At 58.8% G+C, this 19,525-nt stretch carries 20 protein-coding genes; 16 read left to right on the plus strand and 4 right to left on the minus strand.

Going from position 1 to position 19,525, the window contains the following annotated elements; translation table 11 throughout:
• Nucleotides 1–27 precede the first annotated feature (27 nt).
• From F3I47_RS17175 to F3I47_RS17210, 9 genes are all read left to right on the plus strand, one after another.
• Entirely contained in the window at nt 28–228 is a 201-nt protein-coding gene (locus F3I47_RS17175; protein WP_009088446.1) for a lipoprotein, read from the plus strand.
• Nucleotides 229–256: 28 nt separating this feature from the next.
• Nucleotides 257–1,081 carry a diaminopimelate epimerase gene (gene dapF, locus F3I47_RS17180; protein WP_150029903.1) on the plus strand — a complete coding sequence of 275 codons (825 nt, stop codon included), beginning with the start codon at nt 257–259 and terminating at the stop codon, nt 1,079–1,081.
• The gene (locus F3I47_RS17185) at nt 1,078–1,782 is read left to right on the plus strand and encodes a DUF484 domain-containing protein (protein WP_150029902.1); all 705 of its coding nucleotides are present in this window, start codon (nt 1,078–1,080) and stop codon (nt 1,780–1,782) included. The genes dapF and F3I47_RS17185 overlap by 4 nt, the downstream gene beginning before the upstream one ends.
• Nucleotides 1,779–2,684 carry a tyrosine recombinase XerC gene (gene xerC / locus F3I47_RS17190; protein WP_150029901.1) on the plus strand — a complete coding sequence of 302 codons (906 nt, stop codon included), beginning with the start codon at nt 1,779–1,781 and terminating at the stop codon, nt 2,682–2,684. The genes F3I47_RS17185 and xerC overlap by 4 nt, the downstream gene beginning before the upstream one ends.
• Entirely contained in the window at nt 2,681–3,397 is a 717-nt protein-coding gene (yigB, locus tag F3I47_RS17195) for a 5-amino-6-(5-phospho-D-ribitylamino)uracil phosphatase YigB (RefSeq protein WP_009088454.1), read from the plus strand. The genes xerC and yigB overlap by 4 nt, the downstream gene beginning before the upstream one ends.
• A gap of 112 nt (nt 3,398–3,509) precedes the next feature.
• Nucleotides 3,510–5,672 (plus strand): DNA helicase II, encoded by a 2,163-nt coding sequence (gene uvrD, locus F3I47_RS17200; RefSeq protein WP_150029900.1) that lies wholly within the window; start codon nt 3,510–3,512, stop codon nt 5,670–5,672.
• Between the two features lie 67 nt (nt 5,673–5,739).
• Entirely contained in the window at nt 5,740–5,796 is a 57-nt protein-coding gene (ysgD, locus tag F3I47_RS22760; RefSeq protein WP_350769477.1) for a YsgD/CorL family protein, read from the plus strand.
• Between the two features lie 178 nt (nt 5,797–5,974).
• On the plus strand, nt 5,975–6,928 hold the full coding sequence (gene corA / locus F3I47_RS17205; RefSeq protein WP_009088458.1) for a magnesium/cobalt transporter CorA: 954 nt from the start codon (nt 5,975–5,977) through the stop codon (nt 6,926–6,928).
• 95 nt (nt 6,929–7,023) lie between these two features.
• Entirely contained in the window at nt 7,024–8,076 is a 1,053-nt protein-coding gene (locus F3I47_RS17210) for an AbrB family transcriptional regulator (RefSeq protein ID WP_150029899.1), read from the plus strand.
• Here the strand turns inward: F3I47_RS17210 and rarD are convergent.
• Together rarD and F3I47_RS17220 are read right to left on the minus strand one after the other, a co-directional pair.
• On the minus strand, nt 8,047–8,946 hold the full coding sequence (rarD, locus tag F3I47_RS17215; RefSeq protein WP_009088462.1) for an EamA family transporter RarD: 900 nt from the start codon (nt 8,944–8,946) through the stop codon (nt 8,047–8,049). The two genes, F3I47_RS17210 and rarD, sit on opposite strands and share 30 nt — an antisense overlap.
• A gap of 20 nt (nt 8,947–8,966) precedes the next feature.
• Complete coding sequence (locus tag F3I47_RS17220; protein WP_150029898.1) at nt 8,967–9,437, minus strand: thioesterase family protein; 471 nt, start codon at nt 9,435–9,437, stop codon at nt 8,967–8,969.
• Between the two features lie 193 nt (nt 9,438–9,630).
• Here F3I47_RS17220 and pldA point away from each other — a divergent pair, with 193 nt between their 5' ends.
• From pldA to F3I47_RS17240, 4 genes are all read left to right on the plus strand, one after another.
• Nucleotides 9,631–10,509: a phospholipase A gene (gene pldA / locus F3I47_RS17225; protein WP_009088467.1), complete on the plus strand. Its 879-nt coding sequence runs from the start codon at nt 9,631–9,633 to the stop codon at nt 10,507–10,509.
• Nucleotides 10,510–10,533: 24 nt separating this feature from the next.
• Nucleotides 10,534–12,360 carry an ATP-dependent DNA helicase RecQ gene (gene recQ / locus F3I47_RS17230; protein WP_009088468.1) on the plus strand — a complete coding sequence of 609 codons (1,827 nt, stop codon included), beginning with the start codon at nt 10,534–10,536 and terminating at the stop codon, nt 12,358–12,360.
• A gap of 12 nt (nt 12,361–12,372) precedes the next feature.
• Entirely contained in the window at nt 12,373–12,996 is a 624-nt protein-coding gene (gene rhtC, locus F3I47_RS17235) for a threonine export protein RhtC (protein ID WP_009088470.1), read from the plus strand.
• 205 nt (nt 12,997–13,201) lie between these two features.
• Complete coding sequence (locus tag F3I47_RS17240) at nt 13,202–14,002, plus strand: DUF1460 domain-containing protein (protein ID WP_190311355.1); 801 nt, start codon at nt 13,202–13,204, stop codon at nt 14,000–14,002.
• A gap of 47 nt (nt 14,003–14,049) precedes the next feature.
• Here F3I47_RS17240 and rhtB read toward each other — a convergent pair whose 3' ends face one another.
• Complete coding sequence (gene rhtB, locus F3I47_RS17245) at nt 14,050–14,673, minus strand: homoserine/homoserine lactone efflux protein (protein WP_003854387.1); 624 nt, start codon at nt 14,671–14,673, stop codon at nt 14,050–14,052.
• 112 nt (nt 14,674–14,785) lie between these two features.
• Here rhtB and pldB point away from each other — a divergent pair, with 112 nt between their 5' ends.
• On the plus strand, nt 14,786–15,778 hold the full coding sequence (pldB, locus tag F3I47_RS17250; RefSeq protein WP_009088474.1) for a lysophospholipase L2: 993 nt from the start codon (nt 14,786–14,788) through the stop codon (nt 15,776–15,778).
• 52 nt (nt 15,779–15,830) lie between these two features.
• Nucleotides 15,831–16,631, plus strand: a complete 801-nt coding sequence (gene yigL / locus F3I47_RS17255) for a sugar/pyridoxal phosphate phosphatase YigL (protein WP_009088476.1) — start codon at nt 15,831–15,833, stop codon at nt 16,629–16,631.
• Nucleotides 16,632–16,677: 46 nt separating this feature from the next.
• Here the strand turns inward: yigL and glpT are convergent, their stop codons facing one another.
• Nucleotides 16,678–18,018, minus strand: a complete 1,341-nt coding sequence (glpT, locus tag F3I47_RS17260; RefSeq protein ID WP_009088478.1) for a glycerol-3-phosphate transporter — start codon at nt 18,016–18,018, stop codon at nt 16,678–16,680.
• 373 nt (nt 18,019–18,391) lie between these two features.
• On the opposite strand from glpT, the gene F3I47_RS17265 reads away from it, so the two are divergent.
• The gene (locus tag F3I47_RS17265) at nt 18,392–19,255 is read left to right on the plus strand and encodes a carboxylate/amino acid/amine transporter (RefSeq protein WP_111208491.1); all 864 of its coding nucleotides are present in this window, start codon (nt 18,392–18,394) and stop codon (nt 19,253–19,255) included.
• Nucleotides 19,256–19,525 lie beyond the last annotated feature (270 nt).

Here is a 19,525-nt window from a genome sequence, read left to right on the forward strand (position 1 = left end):
AGGTAAAGGACATGAAGAGCATAAAGAATGAAGAAAGTGATAAGCCTGTTTGCCATGACACTGGCAGTAATCAGCCTTGCAGGTTGTGGTCTGAAAGGGCCGCTTTACTTCCCGCCGAAGGATCAGCCGAAGAAACAACAAGCGCCGACCGAACGCCAGAAAGCGGACGCCTCTAAAGCCGATGTGGGCGGGCTGGTAACCGGCAATTCAGGCGTAAAAGCGAACTAATCTGATGGCTTACCCGGCGGAGCAAAAAATGCAGTTCTCCAAAATGCACGGTCTCGGCAACGATTTTATGGTTGTGGATGCGGTGACGCAAAACGTCTTCTTTTCGCCGGAATTGATCCGCCGGCTGGCCGATCGTCATCTGGGGATCGGCTTCGATCAGCTGCTGATTGTTGAACCGCCCTACGATCCCGATCTCGATTTCCACTACCGCATTTTCAACGCCGACGGCAGCGAAGTGGCTCAGTGCGGTAACGGCGCACGCTGCTTTGCCCGCTTTGTGCAGCTGAAAGGGCTGACCAACAAAAGCGATATCCGGGTCAGTACCCAGAATGGCCGCATGGTGTTAACCGTGACGCCGGACGATCAGGTGCGCGTGAACATGGGCGAACCGAACTTTGAGCCGCAGCAGGTGCCGTTCCGTGCCAATAAAGCGGAAAACCTTTATCTGCTGCGCGTGGCCGAACAGACGGTGATGCTGGGCGCGGTGTCGATGGGCAATCCGCACTGCGTGATTCAGGTTGAAAGTGTGAAAACCGCACAGGTTGAACTGCTGGGCCCGATTCTGGAAAGCCATGAGCGCTTCCCGGAGCGGGTCAATGTGGGCTTCATGGAGATCATCAATCCCGAACACATCCGCCTGCGCGTCTACGAACGCGGCGCGGGAGAAACGCAGGCGTGCGGCAGCGGCGCCTGTGCTGCCGTGGCATGCGGCATCCAGCAGGGCATTCTGGCACCCAAAGTGCGTGTCGATCTGCCCGGCGGAACCCTGCATATCACCTGGAAAGGGGCCGGACAGCCGCTCTACATGACCGGTCCTGCGACACACGTCTACGATGGGTTTATTCATCTATGAAAAATATCGAAGAGCAGGCTGACAGTTCGGTTCTGCTGGACGATCAGGCCGTCAGCGATTATCTGCGGCAGAATCCCGATTTCTTTATCCGTAACGCCCGCGAAGTGGAGCAGATGGCCGTGCCGCATCCGGTTCGCGGCAGCGTCTCGCTGGTGGAGTGGCATATGGCGCGTCAGCGCAACCACATCCAGCGGCTGGAAGAGGAGATCACGCTGCTGATGGAGCAGGCCAGCGCCAACCATGAGCTGTTTGATCGTCTGCTGTCGCTGGAGAGCCATCTGGCCGCGGCTGACTCCCTGCAGGATATGCTTAACCGGCTGCATCGCTGGGCGCGAGAGCTGGGGCTGGCGGGTGCCAACGTACGGCTGTTCAGCGATAAATGGCTGCTGGGCGCCCCCTCCGATTTCTTCCAGCTGAGCCTGTCACGTCAGGCCTTCGAACCGCTGCGTATTCAGCGTTTCGGTCATCAGCATCACTATCTCGGCAACATCAACGGCCCGGAACTGCTGCTGCTGCTGCCGCAGGCTAAAGCGATCGGCTCGGTGGCGATGTCGCTGATGGGCGAAGCGGGCGACCTCGGCGTGCTGATTTTCAGCAGCCGCGACAGCCAGCACTATCAGTCAGACATGGGAACGCTGCTGTTGCAGCACCTGTCACAGATGATGCCAGGTCTGCTGTCGCGCTGGGTTGAACGCGCATGAGCAGCGCGCTGCAGGAGGCCGTTGACGGATTTCTGCGCTTCCTGAAAGTGGAACGCCAGTTAAGTCCGCTGACCCAGAGCAGCTATGCGCGCCAGCTCGCTGCGCTGGTCGCGATTGCGGATGAGATGAAGCTCAGCACCTGGGCCGCGCTGGAGCCCGCCCAGGTGCGCAGTATGGCGGCGCGCAGCCGCCGCGCCGGACTCTCGGCCAGCAGCCTTGCGCTGCGTCTCTCAGCCCTGCGCAGTTTCCTGAACTGGCAGGTCAGTCAGGGTATGCTCGCCGCTAACCCCGCCAAAGGGGTGATGACGCCGCGTAAAGCGCGCCATCTGCCGAAGAATATCGACGTTGACGAAGTGAATCAGCTGCTGGAGATCGATCTCAGCGATCCGCTGGCCGTTCGCGACCGGGCGATGCTGGAGGTGATGTATGGCGGCGGGTTGCGTCTCTCTGAACTGGTCAATATGGATTGCCGCCACGTCGACCTCGATTCCGGTGAGGTGTGGGTGGTGGGTAAGGGCAGTAAAGAGCGCCGGGTGCCGATTGGCCGCACGGCCGTGACCTGGATCGAACAGTGGCTGCCGCTGCGTGAGACCTTCGGCTGTCAGGATGATGCGCTGTTTCTTTCAACGCGCGGCAACCGCATCTCGCCGCGCAGCGTGCAAAAGCGCTTCGCCGAATGGGGCATTCGTCAGGGCGTCGCCAGTCATATCCATCCGCATAAGCTGCGTCACTCCTTTGCAACGCATCTGCTGGAATCCAGCGGCGATCTGCGCGCCGTGCAGGAGCTGCTGGGGCATGCGAACCTGTCGACGACCCAGATCTATACCCATCTCGACTTCCAGCATCTGGCTTCGGTGTATGACGCCGCGCATCCCCGCGCCAAACGAGGAAAGAACGAATGAAGTTTTATCGTCCGCTGTCGGCCATCAAAGCCATGACTTTCGACCTTGATGACACGCTTTACGATAACTACCCGGTGATCCGCCGCACCACGCTGGAGTCTCATGCCGCGTTACAGGCTTTTCATCCGGCGCTGCGCGACTTTACGCCGCAGGATTATCAGCAACTGCGAGATGAGCTGTTGCAGCGCGAGCCCGACATCTTTCACGACGTTTCGGAGTGGCGCCGCCGTTCGGTTGAGCTGGCGATGCTGAATATCGGCCTCTCTGCGGCGGAAGCCACGGCGGGCGCGGCAGAGGTGATGGCGGTCTTCCACCAGTGGCGGAGTCAGGTTGTGATGCCGGAGGAAACCCATCAGACGCTGAAAGCGCTGGCGGAGAAAGTGCCGCTGGTGGCGATCACCAACGGCAACGCCAGCCCGGAAAAAATGGGTATTGCCGGCTATTTTCAGTTCACTCTGCGCGCCGGGCCCGACGGGCGCGCCAAGCCGTGGCAGGATATGTATCAGCTGGCGGCGCAGCGTCTTGCTATCGCCCCCCACCATATTCTACATGTGGGCGACGATCTCACCACTGACGTGGCGGGTTCGCTGCGCGGCGGGCTGCAGGCGTGCTGGATTAACCTGCGGCAGGGCAACCTGATGCATATCCCGGACGCGCGCCTGTTGCCGCATGTCGAAATTTCGCGGTTGGCATCACTCACCTCACTGCTATAATGGCTGTAAATTTATCCAGTCGTTGCCGCTTTCAGCTTTGCCGCCAGCCTTATCTGTGGCAGGCGAAATACCGCGCGCGATGACGGCGTTTTCTCTTTGGTAACCGGTGCTTATGGACGTTTCTGAACTGCTCGATGGGTTAAATGACAATCAGCGTGAGGCCGTAGCGGCCCCGCGCAGTAACCTGCTGGTGCTGGCAGGCGCGGGCAGTGGTAAAACGCGGGTGCTGGTGCATCGCATCGCCTGGCTGATGTCGGTAGAGAACTGTTCACCCTATTCCATTATGGCAGTGACCTTTACCAACAAAGCGGCGGCAGAGATGCGTCACCGTATTGAGCAGCTGATTGGCACCAGCCAGGGCGGGATGTGGATCGGGACCTTCCACGGTCTGGCGCATCGCCTGCTGCGTGCTCATCATCTTGACGCTGGTCTGCCACAGGACTTTCAGATCCTCGACAGTGAAGATCAGCTGCGCCTGCTTAAACGCCTGATTAAATCGATGAACCTGGATGAGAAGCAGTGGCCTGCGCGCCAGGGCATGTGGTACATCAACGGCAAAAAAGATGAAGGCCTGCGGCCAAAGCATATCGAAAGCTACGGCAATCCGATCGAGCAGACCTGGCTGCGCATCTATCAGGCCTATCAGGAAGCGTGCGACCGCGCCGGTCTGGTGGACTTTGCCGAGCTGCTGCTGCGCGCGCATGAGTTATGGCTCAACAAGCCGCACATTCTGAATCACTACCGCGAACGCTTTACCAACGTGCTGGTGGATGAGTTCCAGGATACCAACAACATTCAGTATGCCTGGATTCGGATGCTGGCGGGTGACAGCGGCAGGGTGATCATCGTGGGTGACGATGACCAGTCGATCTACGGCTGGCGCGGCGCGCAGGTCGAAAATATTCAGCGCTTCCTGCAGGATTTTCCCGGCGCGGAAACCATCCGTCTGGAGCAGAACTACCGCTCAACCAATAACATCCTGAAAGCCGCCAACGCCCTGATCGCCAATAACAATGGCCGGCTGGGTAAAGAGCTCTGGACCGACGGCAGCGATGGGGAACCGATCTCTATCTACTGCGCCTTCAATGAGCTGGATGAAGCGCGCTTCGTGGTTAACCGCATTAAGGTCTGGATGGAGAACGGCGGGGCACTCAATGACTGCGCCATTCTCTACCGCAGTAACGCCCAGTCCCGTGTGCTGGAAGAGGCGCTACTGCAGAGCAGCATGCCCTACCGGATTTATGGCGGCATGCGCTTCTTTGAACGTCAGGAGATCAAAGATGCGCTCTCCTATCTGCGTCTGATCGCGAACCGCAATGACGACGCGGCGTTTGAGCGTGTGGTCAATACCCCGACGCGCGGCGTGGGCGATCGGACGCTCGACGTGGTGCGTCAGACTGCCCGCGAACGTCAGATGACACTGTGGCAGGCGACGCGCGAACTGCTGCAAACCCGTGCGCTGGCTGGCCGGGCCGCCTCGGCGCTGCAACGCTTCTGTGAGCTGGTCGATTCCCTGGCGACCGAAACCGCCGAATTACCGCTTCATGTTCAGACCGATCGGGTGATCAAAGACTCCGGTCTGTGGCTGATGTATGAGCAGGAGAAAGGCGAGAAGGGTCAGGCGCGAATCGAAAACCTTGAGGAGCTGGTGACGGCAACCCGCCAGTTCAGCTATCAGGACGAAGATGAAGATCTGATGCCGCTGCAGGCGTTTTTATCTCATGCGGCGCTGGAAGCGGGCGAAGGTCAGGCAGACAAATGGCAGGATGCGGTTCAGCTGATGACGCTGCACTCGGCAAAAGGGCTGGAGTTCAGCCAGGTCTTCATCGTGGGCATGGAAGAGGGGATGTTCCCGAGCCAGATGTCGCTGGATGAGGGGGGCCGGCTGGAAGAGGAGCGTCGTCTCGCTTATGTCGGCGTCACCCGTGCGATGCTCAAGCTGACGCTGACCTACGCCGAAACCCGCCGACTCTATGGTAAGGAAGTGTATCACCGTCCTTCCCGTTTTATCGGTGAGCTGCCCGAAACGTGCATTGAAGAAGTGCGGCTGCGCGCCAGCGTCAGTCGTCCGGTCAGCCATCAGCGGATGGGAGCACCGGTGACCAAAAATGACAGCGGATTCTCGCTGGGCCAGCGTGTTCATCACGCCAAATTTGGTGAAGGCACCATCATTAACCTGGAAGGCAGCGGCGAGCACAGCCGCCTGCAGGTGGCGTTTCAGGGGCAGGGAGTCAAGTGGCTGGTGGCGGCTTACGCGAAGCTGGAAACGCTTTAGCGTGCGGTTGACGGCTTTTTCGTCTCAGCGTAACATGCGCCCACTATTATCATGAGAGGACAACGCCTTGGACACGCCCAGTCGATGCTGGCTCAATGACCTGGATACCAGGCATAACATCTAAGGCTACCTCTTTACGCGGGTAGCCTTAGCGGTTATCAGCGACCTCCCTTTTTGATCCCGTCGCACGAGTCAGCACTGATTTACCTTTGAAACTCTGTTTCCGTGTTCAGGCCGCCCGTTCTGTGTTGAGGAACGGCGGATTGCCTTGTCCCATTTAGTCTGCAATGGGGAGTATTGCTATGCTGAGCGCATTTAAACTGGACCACAGCCGCCTGACGCGACTGGAGCTGGAAGACGAAAACGACAAGCTGACCACCTCCGTCTGGGTCGATCTGATCGAGCCGGAAGAGGGCGAGCGTGACCGGGTGCAGTGTGAGCTGGGCCAGAGCCTGGCAACCCGACCTGAGCTGGAAGATATCGAGGCGTCGGCCCGCTTCTTCGAAGATGAAGATGGTCTGCACATCCACTCCTTCTTCTTTTATGAAGATGCGGACGACCACGCCGGTAACTCCACCGTGGCGTTCACCATCCGTGAAGGCCGCCTCTATACCCTGCGCGAACGCGAACTGCCCGCTTTCCGTCTCTACCGCATGCGCGCCCGAAACCAGACCCTGATCGACGGCAACGCGTTTGAGCTGCTGCTCGACCTGTTCGAGACCAAAATCGAACAGCTGGCGGATGAGATCGAAAACATCTACAGCGCGCTGGAGAAACTCAGCCGGGTGATTATGGAAGGTCAGCAGGGCGAAGAGTACGATCAGGCGCTGTCACGCCTGGCAGAGCTGGAAGATATCGGCTGGAAAGTGCGTCTCTGCCTGATGGATACCCAGCGCGCCCTGAACTTCCTGGTGCGTAAAGCGCGTCTGCCAGGCAACCAGCTGGAACAGGCGCGTGAAATCCTGCGCGATATCGAGTCGCTGCTGCCGCACAACGAATCGTTGTTCCAGAAGGTCAACTTCCTGATGCAGGCCGCGATGGGCTTTATCAACATCGAGCAGAACCGCATCATCAAGATCTTCTCGGTGGTCTCCGTCGTCTTCCTGCCGCCGACGCTGGTGGCATCCAGCTACGGGATGAACTTCGAGTTTATGCCGGAACTGAAGTGGAGCTTTGGCTATCCGGCGGCGATTGGCCTGATGATCCTGGCGGGTCTGGCACCCTATCTCTACTTCAAACGTAAAAACTGGCTGTAAAACGTTCCGGGCCATCATCGATGGCCCGTTCTGCTGGCTCCCGTCGCCATTTCTGCGTACTCTGTCCCCCTTGTTTTTACAAATAATTAACTTTTATGGACGCTTTATCCTTACGCGCGCAGTGGGCGCTGCTGCTGCTGGTGTCGGTCCTGCTGGGGACGCTGCTGCACCACTTTCAGGTGCCCGCGGCGCTGCTGCTGGGCCCGATGGTAGTCGGCGTGGTGATGGGGTTATCAGGCGCAACGCTGCGCATCGACAGGCGGTTGTTCCTGCTGGCGCAGGCGGTACTGGGCTGCATGATTGCACAGAGCCTGTCGCTGTCGATTCTGACGCCGCTGATTCAGGAGTGGCCGGTGGTGCTGGCGGTGCTGCTGCTGACCCTGGCGGCCAGCGGCGTATCGGGCTTTCTGCTGGTGCGCTTCAGTCAGCTGCCAGGCCCGACCGGTGCCTGGGGATCGTCACCGGGTGGCGCATCCGCCATGGTGGCGATGGCGGGCGACTTTGGGGCCGACGTGCGGCTGGTGGCGTTCATGCAGTATCTGCGGGTGCTGTTTGTCGCCTCGGCGGCGGCGCTGGTGGCACGTATCGGTCTGGGGGATGAGGCACACAGCGTCTCGCTGCTCTGGTTTCCCGCCCTGAATCGCGGCTTTGTCATCACGCTGGCGGTGATGCTGGCGGGCGCGTGGCTGGGCACCCGGCTGCGCATCCCGTCGGGGGCGCTGTTGCTGCCCGCGCTGGCGGGGGCGGCACTGAACGGCAGCGGTGTTGCGGTACTCCAGGTGCCGGAGTGGCTGCTGGCTCTGGCCTACGCGCTGATCGGCTGGAGTGTCGGGCTCCGGTTCACCCGTCCGATTTTCCTGCTGGCGCTGCGCACGCTGCCGCAGATGCTCGCCTCCATCTTCGGGCTGATGCTGTTGTGTGGCGGGCTGGCGTGGATGCTGACGCAGATGGTGGATATCGATCTGATGACCGCCTATCTCGCCACCAGTCCGGGCGGGCTGGACACGGTGGCGATTATTGCCGCGGGCACCCAGGTCAACATGGCTTTTGTGATGGCGTTACAGACGCTGCGTCTGTTCACCATCCTGCTGACCGGTCCGGCGATGGCGCGTTTTATTTCACGCTACGCGCGCACGGGTGCGGAATGAAAACGCCACCGCATCGCAGACAAACACCAGCAGCGCCAGCCAGATGAAGCCAAAGGTGACCATCTTGTCTGGCGTGATGGTTTCCCCGTAGAAAACGACCGCCAGGATAAACATCAGGGTCGGGCCGAGATACTGAAAGAAGCCAACCGTGGAGAGACGCAGCCGGCTGCAGGCCGCCGCAAACAGCATCAGCGGAATGGTGGTAATAATCCCTGCCGCGACCAGCCTGAGGTTGAGACTCAGCGGGTTAGCGGAGAGATGGCTGGTAGGGCTGTCGGCAAAGCCGAACAGATAGATGGCCGCCAGGGGGAACAGCCACAGGGTCTCAATCAGCATGCCGCTCTGGGCATCGACCTGAATCTTTTTACGCACCAGACCATACAGGGCGAAGCTCAGCGCCAGCCCCAGCGCAATCACCGGCAGCGAACCGAACTGCCACAGCTGCACCAGCACGCCGAGGGTGGCCAGCAGCACCGCCAGCCACTGGAGACGACGGAAACGCTCGCGCAGAAACAGCATGCCGAACACCACATTAATCAGCGGATTAATAAAGTAACCCAGGCTGGCTTCCAGCATATGCTGATTATTCACCGCCCAGATAAACAGCAGCCAGTTGCCGCCAATGGTCAGCGCGGTCAGCGCCAGCATCAGCACTTTTGCTGGCTGAGAGAACACGCTGCGTACGACGGGCCAGCTGCGGCTCAGCGTAATCAGCAGCAGCATAAACAGCGCAGACCAGATAACCCGGTGCGTCATGATTTCCGTGGCCGGAACCTGCTTCACCAGTTTGAAATATGCTGGCGCGATGCCCCAGATAAAGTAAGCCCCCAGGGCGAAACCCACGCCCTGGCGGGTTTGTTGCGTATCCATATGAGATCCAGATGGCGTGCTTAGCCGATAAGATAGGTGGCGGTTGCCGTGGCGATATAGTCGCCCTGTTGGTTGTGCAGCTCGACGCGCGCCACGGCGACTTTGTTACCGGCACGCAGCAGGCTGCTGGTGGCGGTAAAGCGCTCACCGCGTCCGGGACGCAGATAGTCAACGCGCATATCGATGGTGCCCATGCGGGAGAGACGCTGGCGAAGCTCGGCTTCGCTGATGCTCTCCTGACGGGTCAGCGCATTACTGACGCAGACCATGCCTGCCGCCACATCCAGAACCGACGCGATCACCCCGCCATGCAGGATCTGTTGTGCCTGGTTGCCCACCAGCATGGTTTTGTTGGCAAAGCTGATTTCGGCGTAGTCCGTCTCCAGGCGCATCAGTTCCAGACCCAGCGCCTGATTGAAGGGCATGTGATAAACGAAAATTTCGCCGACCAGCTGGCGAGCGTCCTGCGGTGTCAGCACGGGTGATGACATGATGATGTGTCCTGAAAAAATCGGGCCAGAGGGGCGCGCAATCTGAATGAGTTGTGTATTCTATGCCGCCTGCGAGGGGGTTTCCAGTTTAAGAAATCAGCACTCTTGCTCACTGCCATTTGCGTGTAGAATGGCCTGCTTTTTACGACACCCTTTCAGTTGTTTTGATACGCAGCGCTCACCGGAGAATTTTATGCGTAAGCATCGCGCCTTGCTGGCGGCAATGTTGATAATTCCTGCGCTGGCGCAGGCAGATGAAGCTCAGATCAAAGAGGTTCATGACGCGCCACAGGTTCAGGGCAGCATCATTGCTAACCTGCTGGAGAAGCATGATAATCCGTTTGTTCTCTATCCTTACGAGAACAACTATCTGCTCTACACCTACACCAGCGACCTGAATAAAGAGGCGATCTCCTCCTATAACTGGGGAGAAAATGCCCGCAAAGATGAAGTGAAATTCCAGCTCAGCCTGGCGTTTCCGCTGTGGCGCGGTATTCTGGGTGATAACTCGGTGCTGGCCGCCTCTTACACCCAGCGCTCCTGGTGGCAGCTGTCGAATCGCGGTGAATCCTCGCCCTTCCGTGAGACCAATTATGAGCCGCAGATTTTCCTTGGCTGGGCCACGGATTATTCGCTGGGTGGCTGGACACTGCGGGATGTCGAACTGGGTCTGAATCATGAGTCTAACGGGCGCAGCGATCCCACTTCGCGCAGCTGGAACCGCGTTTATGCGCGGCTGATGGCGGAGAACGGGAACTTCCTGGCGGAGATCAAACCCTGGTATCGCATCCCGGACGGGGCAAATAATGACGACAACCCCGATATCACCAAATATATGGGTTACTACCGCACCCGGCTGGGCTATAAGCTGGGCGACAGTATCTTCAGCGTTGAAGGCAACTATAACTGGAACAGCGGTTATGGCGGTGCGACGATGGCCTGGAGCTACCCAATCAGTGAGCATGTCCGCTTCTATACGCAGGTGTTCAGCGGCTACGGTGAATCACTGATCGATTACAACCATCGCCAGACGCGTCTGGGTGTGGGTGTAACGCTCAACGACTTGTTCTAATCCCTAACGTACGACAGGAATCGCGTGGCAACCTCGGCAGTTCTCAATCAGGAAGCGCTGGCGCAGCAGGTATTGCAGGATACCTTCGGCTACCAGCAGTTTCGTCCCGGTCAGCAGACGATCATCAATCAGGCGCTGAGCGGGCGCGATTGTCTGGTGGTCATGCCCACCGGCGGCGGTAAATCGCTCTGCTATCAGATCCCGGCGCTGGTGCGCGAAGGCCTGACGCTGGTGGTCTCGCCGCTGATCTCACTGATGAAAGATCAGGTCGATCAGCTGCTGGCAAACGGCGTGGCCGCGGCGTGTCTCAACTCCACTATGACGCGCGAACAGCAGCAGACGGTGATGGCTGACTGCCGCACCGGTCGGGTGAAGCTGCTCTACATCGCCCCTGAACGCCTGATGATGGATAACTTCCTCGACAATCTGGCACACTGGCAGCCCGTGATGCTGGCGGTGGATGAGGCGCACTGTATCTCGCAGTGGGGGCACGATTTCCGTCCGGAATATGGCGCGCTGGGCCGGTTGCGTGAACGCTTCCCGGAGGTGCCGGTGATGGCGCTGACCGCGACCGCCGATGAAACCACCCGTAACGACATCGTTAACCTGCTGCACATGCAGGACCCGCTGATCCAGATCAGCAGCTTCGACCGTCCCAATATCCGCTACACCCTGGTGGAAAAATTTAAGCCCACCGATCAGCTGCTGCGCTACGTTCAGGATCAGCGCGGCAAGTGCGGCATTATCTACTGCAACAGCCGGGCGAAGGTGGAAGACACCGCCGCGCGCCTGCAGAGCCGGGGGCTGAGCGTCGGGGCCTATCATGCCGGTATCGACAGCGAACAGCGCGCCAGAGTGCAGGAAGCGTTTCAGCGTGACGATCTGCAAATCGTGGTGGCGACGGTGGCCTTTGGGATGGGCATCAACAAGCCCAACGTCCGGTTTGTGGTTCACTTTGATATCCCGCGCAACATCGAATCCTATTACCAGGAAACCGGCCGTGCCGGCCGTGATGGCCTGCCCGCCGAGGCGATGATGCTTTACGATCCGGCAGATATGGCCTGGCTGCGTAAGTGTCTGGAAGAGAAAGTGCCGGGGCCGCTGCAGGATATTGAACGCCATAAGCTCAACGCCATGGGCGCGTTTGCGGAGGCGCAGACCTGCCGCCGCCTCGTGCTGCTCAACTACTTTGGTGAGGGGCGCCAGCAGCCGTGCGATAACTGCGATATCTGTCTCGATCCGCCTAAACGGTATGATGGTCTGGTCGAGGCGCAGAAGGCGCTCTCCGGCATCTACCGCGTGGGACAGCGTTTCGGCATGGGCTATATCGTGGAGGTGCTGCGCGGCTCCAACAATCAGCGTATCCGGGAACAGGGTCATGACAAACTGCCGGTCTATGGACTCGGCAAAGATCAGAGTCACGAGCACTGGGTCAGCGTGCTGCGTCAGTTGATTCATCTGGGGCTGGTCACGCAGAACATTGCCATGCATTCGGCGCTGCAGCTGACCGAAGCTGCCCGCCCGGTGCTGCGCGGTGAAGTCCCCCTGATGCTGGCGGTGCCGCGCCTGATTACCGCGAAGACGAAGAGCAGCAGTCCGGCGAAGTTTCACGGTGGCAACTACGATCGCAAGCTCTTTGCCAAGCTGCGTAAGCTGCGAAAAGCGATCGCCGATGAAGAGAATATTCCGCCTTACGTGGTGTTCAATGACGCCACACTGATTGAAATGGCAGAACAGATGCCGGTCAGCGCGTCAGAGATGCTCAGCGTCAATGGCGTGGGTCACCGCAAACTGGAGCGCTTTGGCAAACCTTTCCTGGTGATGATCAAAGAGCATCTCGATGAAGAGTAAAGGACACTGATTATGCTGATGTTATTTGCCACTGTGGCGCTGGTACACCTGGTGGCGCTGATGAGCCCCGGCCCGGATTTCTTTTTTGTCTCACAGACGGCTGCCAGCCGCTCACGCAAAGAGGCGATGATGGGCGTGCTGGGCATTACGCTCGGTATCGTTGTCTGGGCGGGAGTGGCGCTGATGGGGCTGCATCTGATTCTGGAGAAAATGGCCTGGCTGCACCAGATCATCATGGTCGGTGGCGGACTCTATCTGCTGTGGATGGGCTGGCAGCTGATGGGGTCGGCACGTCAGCGCCACAAACAGCCGCAGCAGGATGAACCTGTGGTGGAGCTGCCAAAACGCGGCATGAGCTTCCTCAAAGGGCTGCTGACGAATCTCTCAAATCCTAAAGCGATTATCTACTTCGGCAGCGTCTTCTCGCTGTTTGTCGGGGATGATGTCGGCGCGACGGAGCGCTGGGGTCTGTTCCTGCTGATCATCGCAGAAACTTTTGCCTGGTTTGCGCTGGTGGCGGCAATCTTTGCCCTGCCGTGGATGCGTGCGAAATATCAGCGCCTGGCAAAATGGGTAGATGGTATGGCAGGGGTGCTCTTTGCCGGTTTCGGCATCCATCTGATTATCTCCCGCTAAGCATCGCGGATGCCGGCGTGCACGAGGCGCGTCCGGCAGGGTTCTCACCTCCCGTCGTCTCTCCCTCATGTGACAGCGATCACACTCTGCTTCACCGTTTATCCCGTTACCTTAACCGTCACTCAATCGTCACCCGGTGTTCATCCACCGAGGCATCACCTCTGGTAAGGTCGGTAACCGGGCATATTTTTGCAGGAACAGGAGGATGAGAATGAAAGCGCTGCTGCTGCTGTTAATGAGTGCGGGCATCAGCGCCTGCGCGTCGCCAGCGGCGACCCGTTATCCGGCGTCGCAGCCGATCCGGACGGATAAGGTGACGTCGATGCTGGCGCAGCTTCCTGCGCCCGGCCTGCCGCAGGGTGACAGGATTAGCCGGATCTCTGCGGCTTTTCTCGGGACACCTTATCAGGCCCATACGCTGATCGGCTCGCCTGCGACGCCCGAAGCGCTGGTGATCAACCTCTACGGGGTGGACTGCTTTACGCTGCTGGATTATGTGCAGGCGCTGAGCCAAAGCCACGATCGCCCCAGCTTTGAAGCCAGCCTTATCCGCACCCGTTATCGGGATGGCGAGGTTAGCTACCTGAAACGGCGCCACTTTTTTTCTGACTGGGCTGCTGACAGCCCGCCGATTGCCGATGACGTCACCCGCACACTGAGCCCGGCGGCGGTGACGGTGATGAAGCCACTCAATCGTCAGGCCAGCGGAACAGAAAAAGTGCCGGGTCTGGGCGTGATGCCGCGTCCGATCACTTACATTCCGGCCCGCGCCCTTACGCCCCGGCTGCTTAACCAGATTCAGAATGGCGATTACGTCGGGATCTACACGCCCGCGGCGGGGCTGGATGTCTCACATGTGGGGATTGCCGTCCGGCACGATGGCCGGTTGTGGTTCAGGAACGCCTCCTCGCGGGCTGAAAACCGCCGGGTTGTCGATGCGCCGTTCAGGGAATATATGCGGTCAGTGCCGGGCATCATCGTGCTGCGCGCCGTGCCGGCGGTGTGATGAGAGAGAAGCGATCGCGCCGGCCCTGGCGGGCCGGCGCGTCAGGATCAGGCGATCTTCCTGGCGCTGGCCAGCAGGGCGCCGACCGCCATAAACAGTCCGCCGAAAATACGGTTCATGAGCTTCATCTGTTTTGGCCCTTTAATCCAGCCCGCAATGCGGGTCGCCAGCGTGGCGTAGCCAATCATCACGATGATATCGACCACTACGGTCGTCACGCCCAGCACCAGATACTGCATAAAGAGCGGCTGATGCGGCTGAATAAATTGCGGGAAGAGCGCCGCCAGAAAGACGATGCTTTTGGGGTTGGTCAGGTTCACCAGCACGGCACGTTTGAACAGGCGACGGCGCGGCATCGCTTTAGCGACCGCGTCCAGGTCAATACCGCCCGCTGAGCGCCACTGCTGAATACCCAGCCAGACCAGATAGGCCGCACCGGCCCATTTCAGAATCTCAAAGGCGAGCAGCGACTGGGAAAACAGCGCCCCCAGCCCGATGCCTACCAGCACGATATGCAGCGCCAGCCCGACCTGCAGGCCGGAGATGGATGCCACCGTGCCGCGATAGCCGTGGCTGATGCCGGTACTCATGGTGTTAATCGCGCCGGAGCCGGGCGACAGGCTGAGAATTGTGGTGGTGAGCAGATAGGTCAGCCACCATTCGATGGTCATGGGTTGCGCTCTCTTTAGGGGCGGAAGTGTGACACAATACGCCAGAAATAAGCGCGGCGCTACGGCCTGCGTACGGCAACAGGGACTCTTTATCCGGTCATCAGGAGGGCGAATGAATCCACACAAAGCCAGCTGGCTGCGACGCGAAAAAGCCTTTGCTGCCTTTGCAACCGGTCCGCTGCTCGACTTCTGGCACAGCCGTGAAGAGCGTGAGTTTACCGGCGTCGGCAATCTGACATTACGTTACGTCCGGTTCACGTCACCGAAACATACGCGTGTCATCCTGATTGTGCCCGGCCGCATCGAGAGTTACATCAAATACCCCGAGCTGGCCTACGATCTGTTTCACTGTGGCTTCGATGTGGTGATCCTCGATCATCGCGGCCAGGGGCGCTCCGATCGTCTGCTGGAGGACTCACACCGCGGCCACGTGGTGGAATTTACCCACTATGTCGACGATCTCGAAACCCTCTATCTGAAAGAGATCGTCAGCGGACACTATCAGCAGCGTTATGCGCTGGCTCACTCGATGGGGGGCGCAATATTAACGCTGTTTCTGGCGCGGCAGCCGCAGGCTTTTCATGCGGTTGCCCTGGTGGCCCCGATGTTTGGTATTGCGCTGCCGTTGCCTGCTTTCCTGACCCACCGGATACTCGACTGGGCGGAGAAACGCCCGGCGGTGCGCGATGGTTATGCGCTCGGCACCGGACGCTGGCGCGCGCATCCGTTTGGCATCAACCGGCTGACGCACAGTGCTGAGCGTTACCGGCGTAACCTGCGCTTTTATGCTGATGATCCGGCGATTCGCGTTGGCGGGCCGACCTATCACTGGGTGCGCGAAGGCATCCATGCCGGTCGCAACATCATCAGCCAGGTGGATAAGATCACCACGCCGCTGCTGCTGTTACAGGCCAGCGAGGATCGGGTGGTCGATAACCGTTCGCAGGACCTGTTTTGTGCCGCGATGGCTGCGGCGGGTCATCCGTGTGAGGGCAACACGCCGCGGGTGATCAACGGCGCGCGTCATGAGATCCTGTTTGAAAAAGACGCGATGCGTGCCGAAGCGCTCAATGCAGTGGTCGACTTCTTTTCAGCGCATCACTGACGTTATTTATCCGACCGGCGAAAGCCGGCAGACTCCGATACCCGAGGTTTTCATGTACCACATCGTTGCATCCGACCTGGATGGCACGCTGCTTTCTCCCGAACATCGCCTGACCCCGTTTGCACGCGAAACACTGCAGCAACTGGTCGCCAGAGATATTCACTTCGTTTTCGCGACCGGCCGTCATCATATCGATGTCGGACAGATGCGCGACAGCCTGGCGATTCCGGCTTATATGATCACTTCAAACGGCGCGCGCGTTCACAACGCGGCGGGCGAACTGGTCTTCAGTCACAATCTGGATGCCGACATCGCCAGCGATCTGTTTGGCCTGCAATATCACCACAACGAAATCCTGACTCACGTCTACCGGGATGATGAGTGGTTTGTCAGCCGCTCAAGTCCGGCGGAACAGGATTACTTCCGCGAGTCGGTGTTCAATTATCAGGTCTATGAGCCAGGTCTGCTGCCAACCGATAACATCAGCAAAGTCTTCTTCACCTGCGAAAACCCTGAACATCTGATCCCGATGGAGCAGGCCATCGAAGCGCGCTGGGGTGATCGCGTTAACGTCAGCTTCTCATTGCCCACCTGTCTGGAGGTCATGGCGGGCGGCGTGTCGAAGGGGCATGCGCTGGAAGCCGTGGCGAAGCAGCTGGGTCATTCGCTGCAAAGCTGTATCGCTTTCGGCGACGGCATGAACGATGTGGAGATGCTGAGCATGGCGGGTAAGGGCTGTATCATGCAGAACGCCCATCAGCGGCTGAAAGATACGCTGCCGGCGCTGGAAGTGATTGGATCGAATGCGGATGATGCGGTGCCGCAGACGCTGCGCGCACTTTACCTCGCATAAGTAGTTGAATGAAAAGGGCCGGTTATCCGGCCCTTTTTTTATGCCGTCAGGCGATTTTCTGTTTGTGTCTGTGTTCGCTGACCATGGTCAGGAGCAGCAGAATAACGGCGAGCACGCAGCCTGCGATCATCACCAGGAAGCCGCCATCCCAGCCGAAGTAGTCGACGGTGTAACCGACAATGGCGCTGGCGGCCACCGAGCCTCCCAGGTAGCCGAACAGGCCGGTAAAGCCCGCTGCCGTTCCTGCCGCTTTTTTCGGGGCCAGCTCCAGCGCGTGCAGACCAATCAGCATCACCGGACCGTAGATCAGGAAGCCAATCACGATCATACAGGCCATATCAACGCCGGGGTTACCCGCCGGATTGAGCCAGTAGATGACGGTCGCGACGGTGACCAGCGTCATAAAGAACACCCCGGTCGCCCCCCGATTGCCGCGGAACACCTTATCCGACATCCAGCCGCAGAGCAGCGTCCCTGGTATCCCCGCATATTCATACAGGAAGTAGGCCCAGGAGGATTTATCCAGCGTGAAGTGTTTCACCTCTTTGAGATAGGTCGGAGACCAGTCGAGGATGCCGTAGCGCAGCAGATAGACAAACACGTTGGCCAGCGCGATGTACCACAGCAGCTTGTTAGGCAGCACGTACTTCATGAAGATCTGCTTTGCCGTCAGCTCCTCTTCATGGCTGGCATCGTAGTCGGGCGGATAGTCGTTTTTATACGCTTCAATCGGCGGCAGGCCACAGGATTGCGGGGTATCGCGCATCAGCGCAAAGGCCAGAATCGCAATGGCAATCGCGCCAAAGGCGGGCATGTAGAGCGCCGCTTTCCAGTCGTTAAACCACGCCATGCCCAGCAGAAACAGCAACGGGGGGATACCGCCGCCCACATTATGGGCGCAGTTCCAGACCGAGACGATCCGGCCGCGCTCCTTCTGTGACCACCAGTGAACCATGGTGCGTCCGCACGGCGGCCAGCCCATCCCCTGAAACCAGCCGCAGATAAACAGCAGTACAAACATCACCATGATGCTGGAGGTCGCCCAGGGCACAAATCCCATGATCAGCATCACCGCCGCGGCCAGAATCAGGCCAGCCGGTAAGAAGACGCGCGGGTTTGAGCGGTCCGACACCGATCCCATGATGAATTTTGAAAAGCCGTAGGCGATGGAGATGCCCGACAGGGCAAACCCTAAATCGCCCCGCGAAAAACCCTGCTCGACCAGATAGGGCATCGCGAGCGCAAAGTTTTTTCTGACCAGATAGTAGGCGGCATAACCGAAGAAGATCCCGATGAAAATTTGCCAGCGCAGACGACGGTAGAGGGGATCGACACGATCCTCTGCCACCTGTGGCTGGCGTGGCGCAGGTTTAAAAATGCTCAGCATCAGTGAGGCCCTCCAGGGCACATTATGGTTTTTGAATTCCCGGCAGGTTGAAGCAGGAAAAGAGGAGAAAATGGCCATCCGATGTTCCATTTCGCGCAAAGAATAGTGTTAGTTGCGCAGCGTTACTGTGATGAATGACACATTTGTTACAGTTTTATTACAGTTGAGAGCGAAAGTGTTCACCTGATGGATCATTTCGCGCATTTTGTCTGGCGGAAAAGCGGTTATGTCGACAGTTATGTCAGTCTGTGTAAACGGTCTGCTGCTTAAAGATTCTGATCGAATGTTTTATAGTCAGATGTCAACCAGATTTCACAGCCTGATGGCAGCACATTGTTTACACTGACGGCCTGTTAATTTCAGGGTCATGACCGTGTTCTTATTAATTATTACCACTATTCTGTGGGCCTTTTCGTTCAGTCTGATTGGCGAATACCTTGCCGGGCAGGTGGACAGCTGGTTTTCCGTTCTGATGCGTCTGGCGCTGGCTGCGCTGGTCTTCCTGCCTTTCCTGCGCTGGCGCGGCTACCGCCCTTCAACGCTGCTGCTTTATATGCTGGTGGGGATGCTGCAGCTCGGGGTGATGTATCTGCTGAGTTTTGAAGCCTATCTCTATCTGAGCGTTTCAGAATTTCTGCTGTTTACGGTGATGACGCCGCTGTATGTGACGCTGATTTACGATCTGATCAGCCGTCGTCCGCTGCGCATCGGTTATGTGTTCAGTGCGCTGCTGGCGGTGGCCGGTGCGGCGATTATCCGTTATGACAAAGTCAGCGATCATTTCTGGTTCGGGCTGCTGTTAGTGCAGCTGGCAAACATCTGTTTTGCGGCGGGAATGGTAGGGTATAAGCGTCTGCAGGAGACCCGTCCGATGCCGCAGCACACCGCCTTCTCCTGGTTCTATCTGGGGGCGGTCGTGATTGCCGTGATCGCGTGGTGCGCCTGGGGTAATCCGCAGAAGTTACCGACCACCTCACTGCAGTGGGGCATTCTGGTCTGGCTGGGCGTTGCGGCTTCCGGTCTGGGCTATTTTATGTGGAACTATGGTGCAACGCAGGTCGATGCCGGCACGCTGGGCATTATGAATAACATGCACGTTCCCGCCGGGCTGCTGGTGAATCTGGCAATCTGGCAGGAGAAACCGCACTGGCCGAGCTTTATTGCGGGTGCGCTGGTGATCCTCGCCTCGCTGTGGGTGCATAAGCGCTGGGTGGTGGGGCGCAGCAGCCGAACCTAAACAAGGGCTGTGAGATGGGTGCAGCCTCCCGGGCTGGCGCGTCCGATCGCGAAGGAATCTCACCTCCCTGTGGATCGGCCGGGCCATCCCTGGCCCGGACGCTTCGCTCTTCTGACGCGCCAGCCCATGAGGCGCGACAGCCTCATCGCTGTTAAATGCGTGGCTCAGTGCGAGCATGAAGGAGTGATGCAAGGGTAGTAAAGCCTGGAGGCGCAACAGCCCCATCGCTGTTAAATGCGTGGCTCAGTGCAAGCATGAAGGAGGGAATGG

This window comes from Pantoea sp. M_10 (genome assembly GCF_008631515.1).
Classification (GTDB): Bacteria; Pseudomonadota; Gammaproteobacteria; order Enterobacterales; family Enterobacteriaceae; genus Pantoea; species Pantoea anthophila.

Excerpts from the sequence above, each read along its gene's own strand:
- xerC (WP_150029901.1), top strand. The coding sequence starts at position 1,779 with ATGAGCAGCGCGCTGCAGGAGGCCGTTGACGGATTTCTGCGCTTCCTG.
- yigL (WP_009088476.1), top strand. The coding sequence starts at position 15,831 with ATGTACCACATCGTTGCATCCGACCTGGATGGCACGCTGCTTTCTCCC.
- F3I47_RS17175 (WP_009088446.1), top strand. The coding sequence starts at position 28 with ATGAAGAAAGTGATAAGCCTGTTTGCCATGACACTGGCAGTAATCAGC.
- F3I47_RS17220 (WP_150029898.1), bottom strand. The coding sequence starts at position 9,437 with ATGTCATCACCCGTGCTGACACCGCAGGACGCTCGCCAGCTGGTCGGC.
- uvrD (WP_150029900.1), top strand. The coding sequence starts at position 3,510 with ATGGACGTTTCTGAACTGCTCGATGGGTTAAATGACAATCAGCGTGAG.
- rarD (WP_009088462.1), bottom strand. The coding sequence starts at position 8,946 with ATGGATACGCAACAAACCCGCCAGGGCGTGGGTTTCGCCCTGGGGGCT.
- pldB (WP_009088474.1), top strand. The coding sequence starts at position 14,786 with ATGAATCCACACAAAGCCAGCTGGCTGCGACGCGAAAAAGCCTTTGCT.
- glpT (WP_009088478.1), bottom strand. The coding sequence starts at position 18,018 with ATGCTGAGCATTTTTAAACCTGCGCCACGCCAGCCACAGGTGGCAGAG.
- yigB (WP_009088454.1), top strand. The coding sequence starts at position 2,681 with ATGAAGTTTTATCGTCCGCTGTCGGCCATCAAAGCCATGACTTTCGAC.
- pldA (WP_009088467.1), top strand. The coding sequence starts at position 9,631 with ATGCGTAAGCATCGCGCCTTGCTGGCGGCAATGTTGATAATTCCTGCG.
- dapF (WP_150029903.1), top strand. The coding sequence starts at position 257 with ATGCAGTTCTCCAAAATGCACGGTCTCGGCAACGATTTTATGGTTGTG.
- corA (WP_009088458.1), top strand. The coding sequence starts at position 5,975 with ATGCTGAGCGCATTTAAACTGGACCACAGCCGCCTGACGCGACTGGAG.
- F3I47_RS17185 (WP_150029902.1), top strand. The coding sequence starts at position 1,078 with ATGAAAAATATCGAAGAGCAGGCTGACAGTTCGGTTCTGCTGGACGAT.
- F3I47_RS17210 (WP_150029899.1), top strand. The coding sequence starts at position 7,024 with ATGGACGCTTTATCCTTACGCGCGCAGTGGGCGCTGCTGCTGCTGGTG.
- rhtC (WP_009088470.1), top strand. The coding sequence starts at position 12,373 with ATGCTGATGTTATTTGCCACTGTGGCGCTGGTACACCTGGTGGCGCTG.
- rhtB (WP_003854387.1), bottom strand. The coding sequence starts at position 14,673 with ATGACCATCGAATGGTGGCTGACCTATCTGCTCACCACCACAATTCTC.
- F3I47_RS17240 (WP_190311355.1), top strand. The coding sequence starts at position 13,202 with ATGAGAATGAAAGCGCTGCTGCTGCTGTTAATGAGTGCGGGCATCAGC.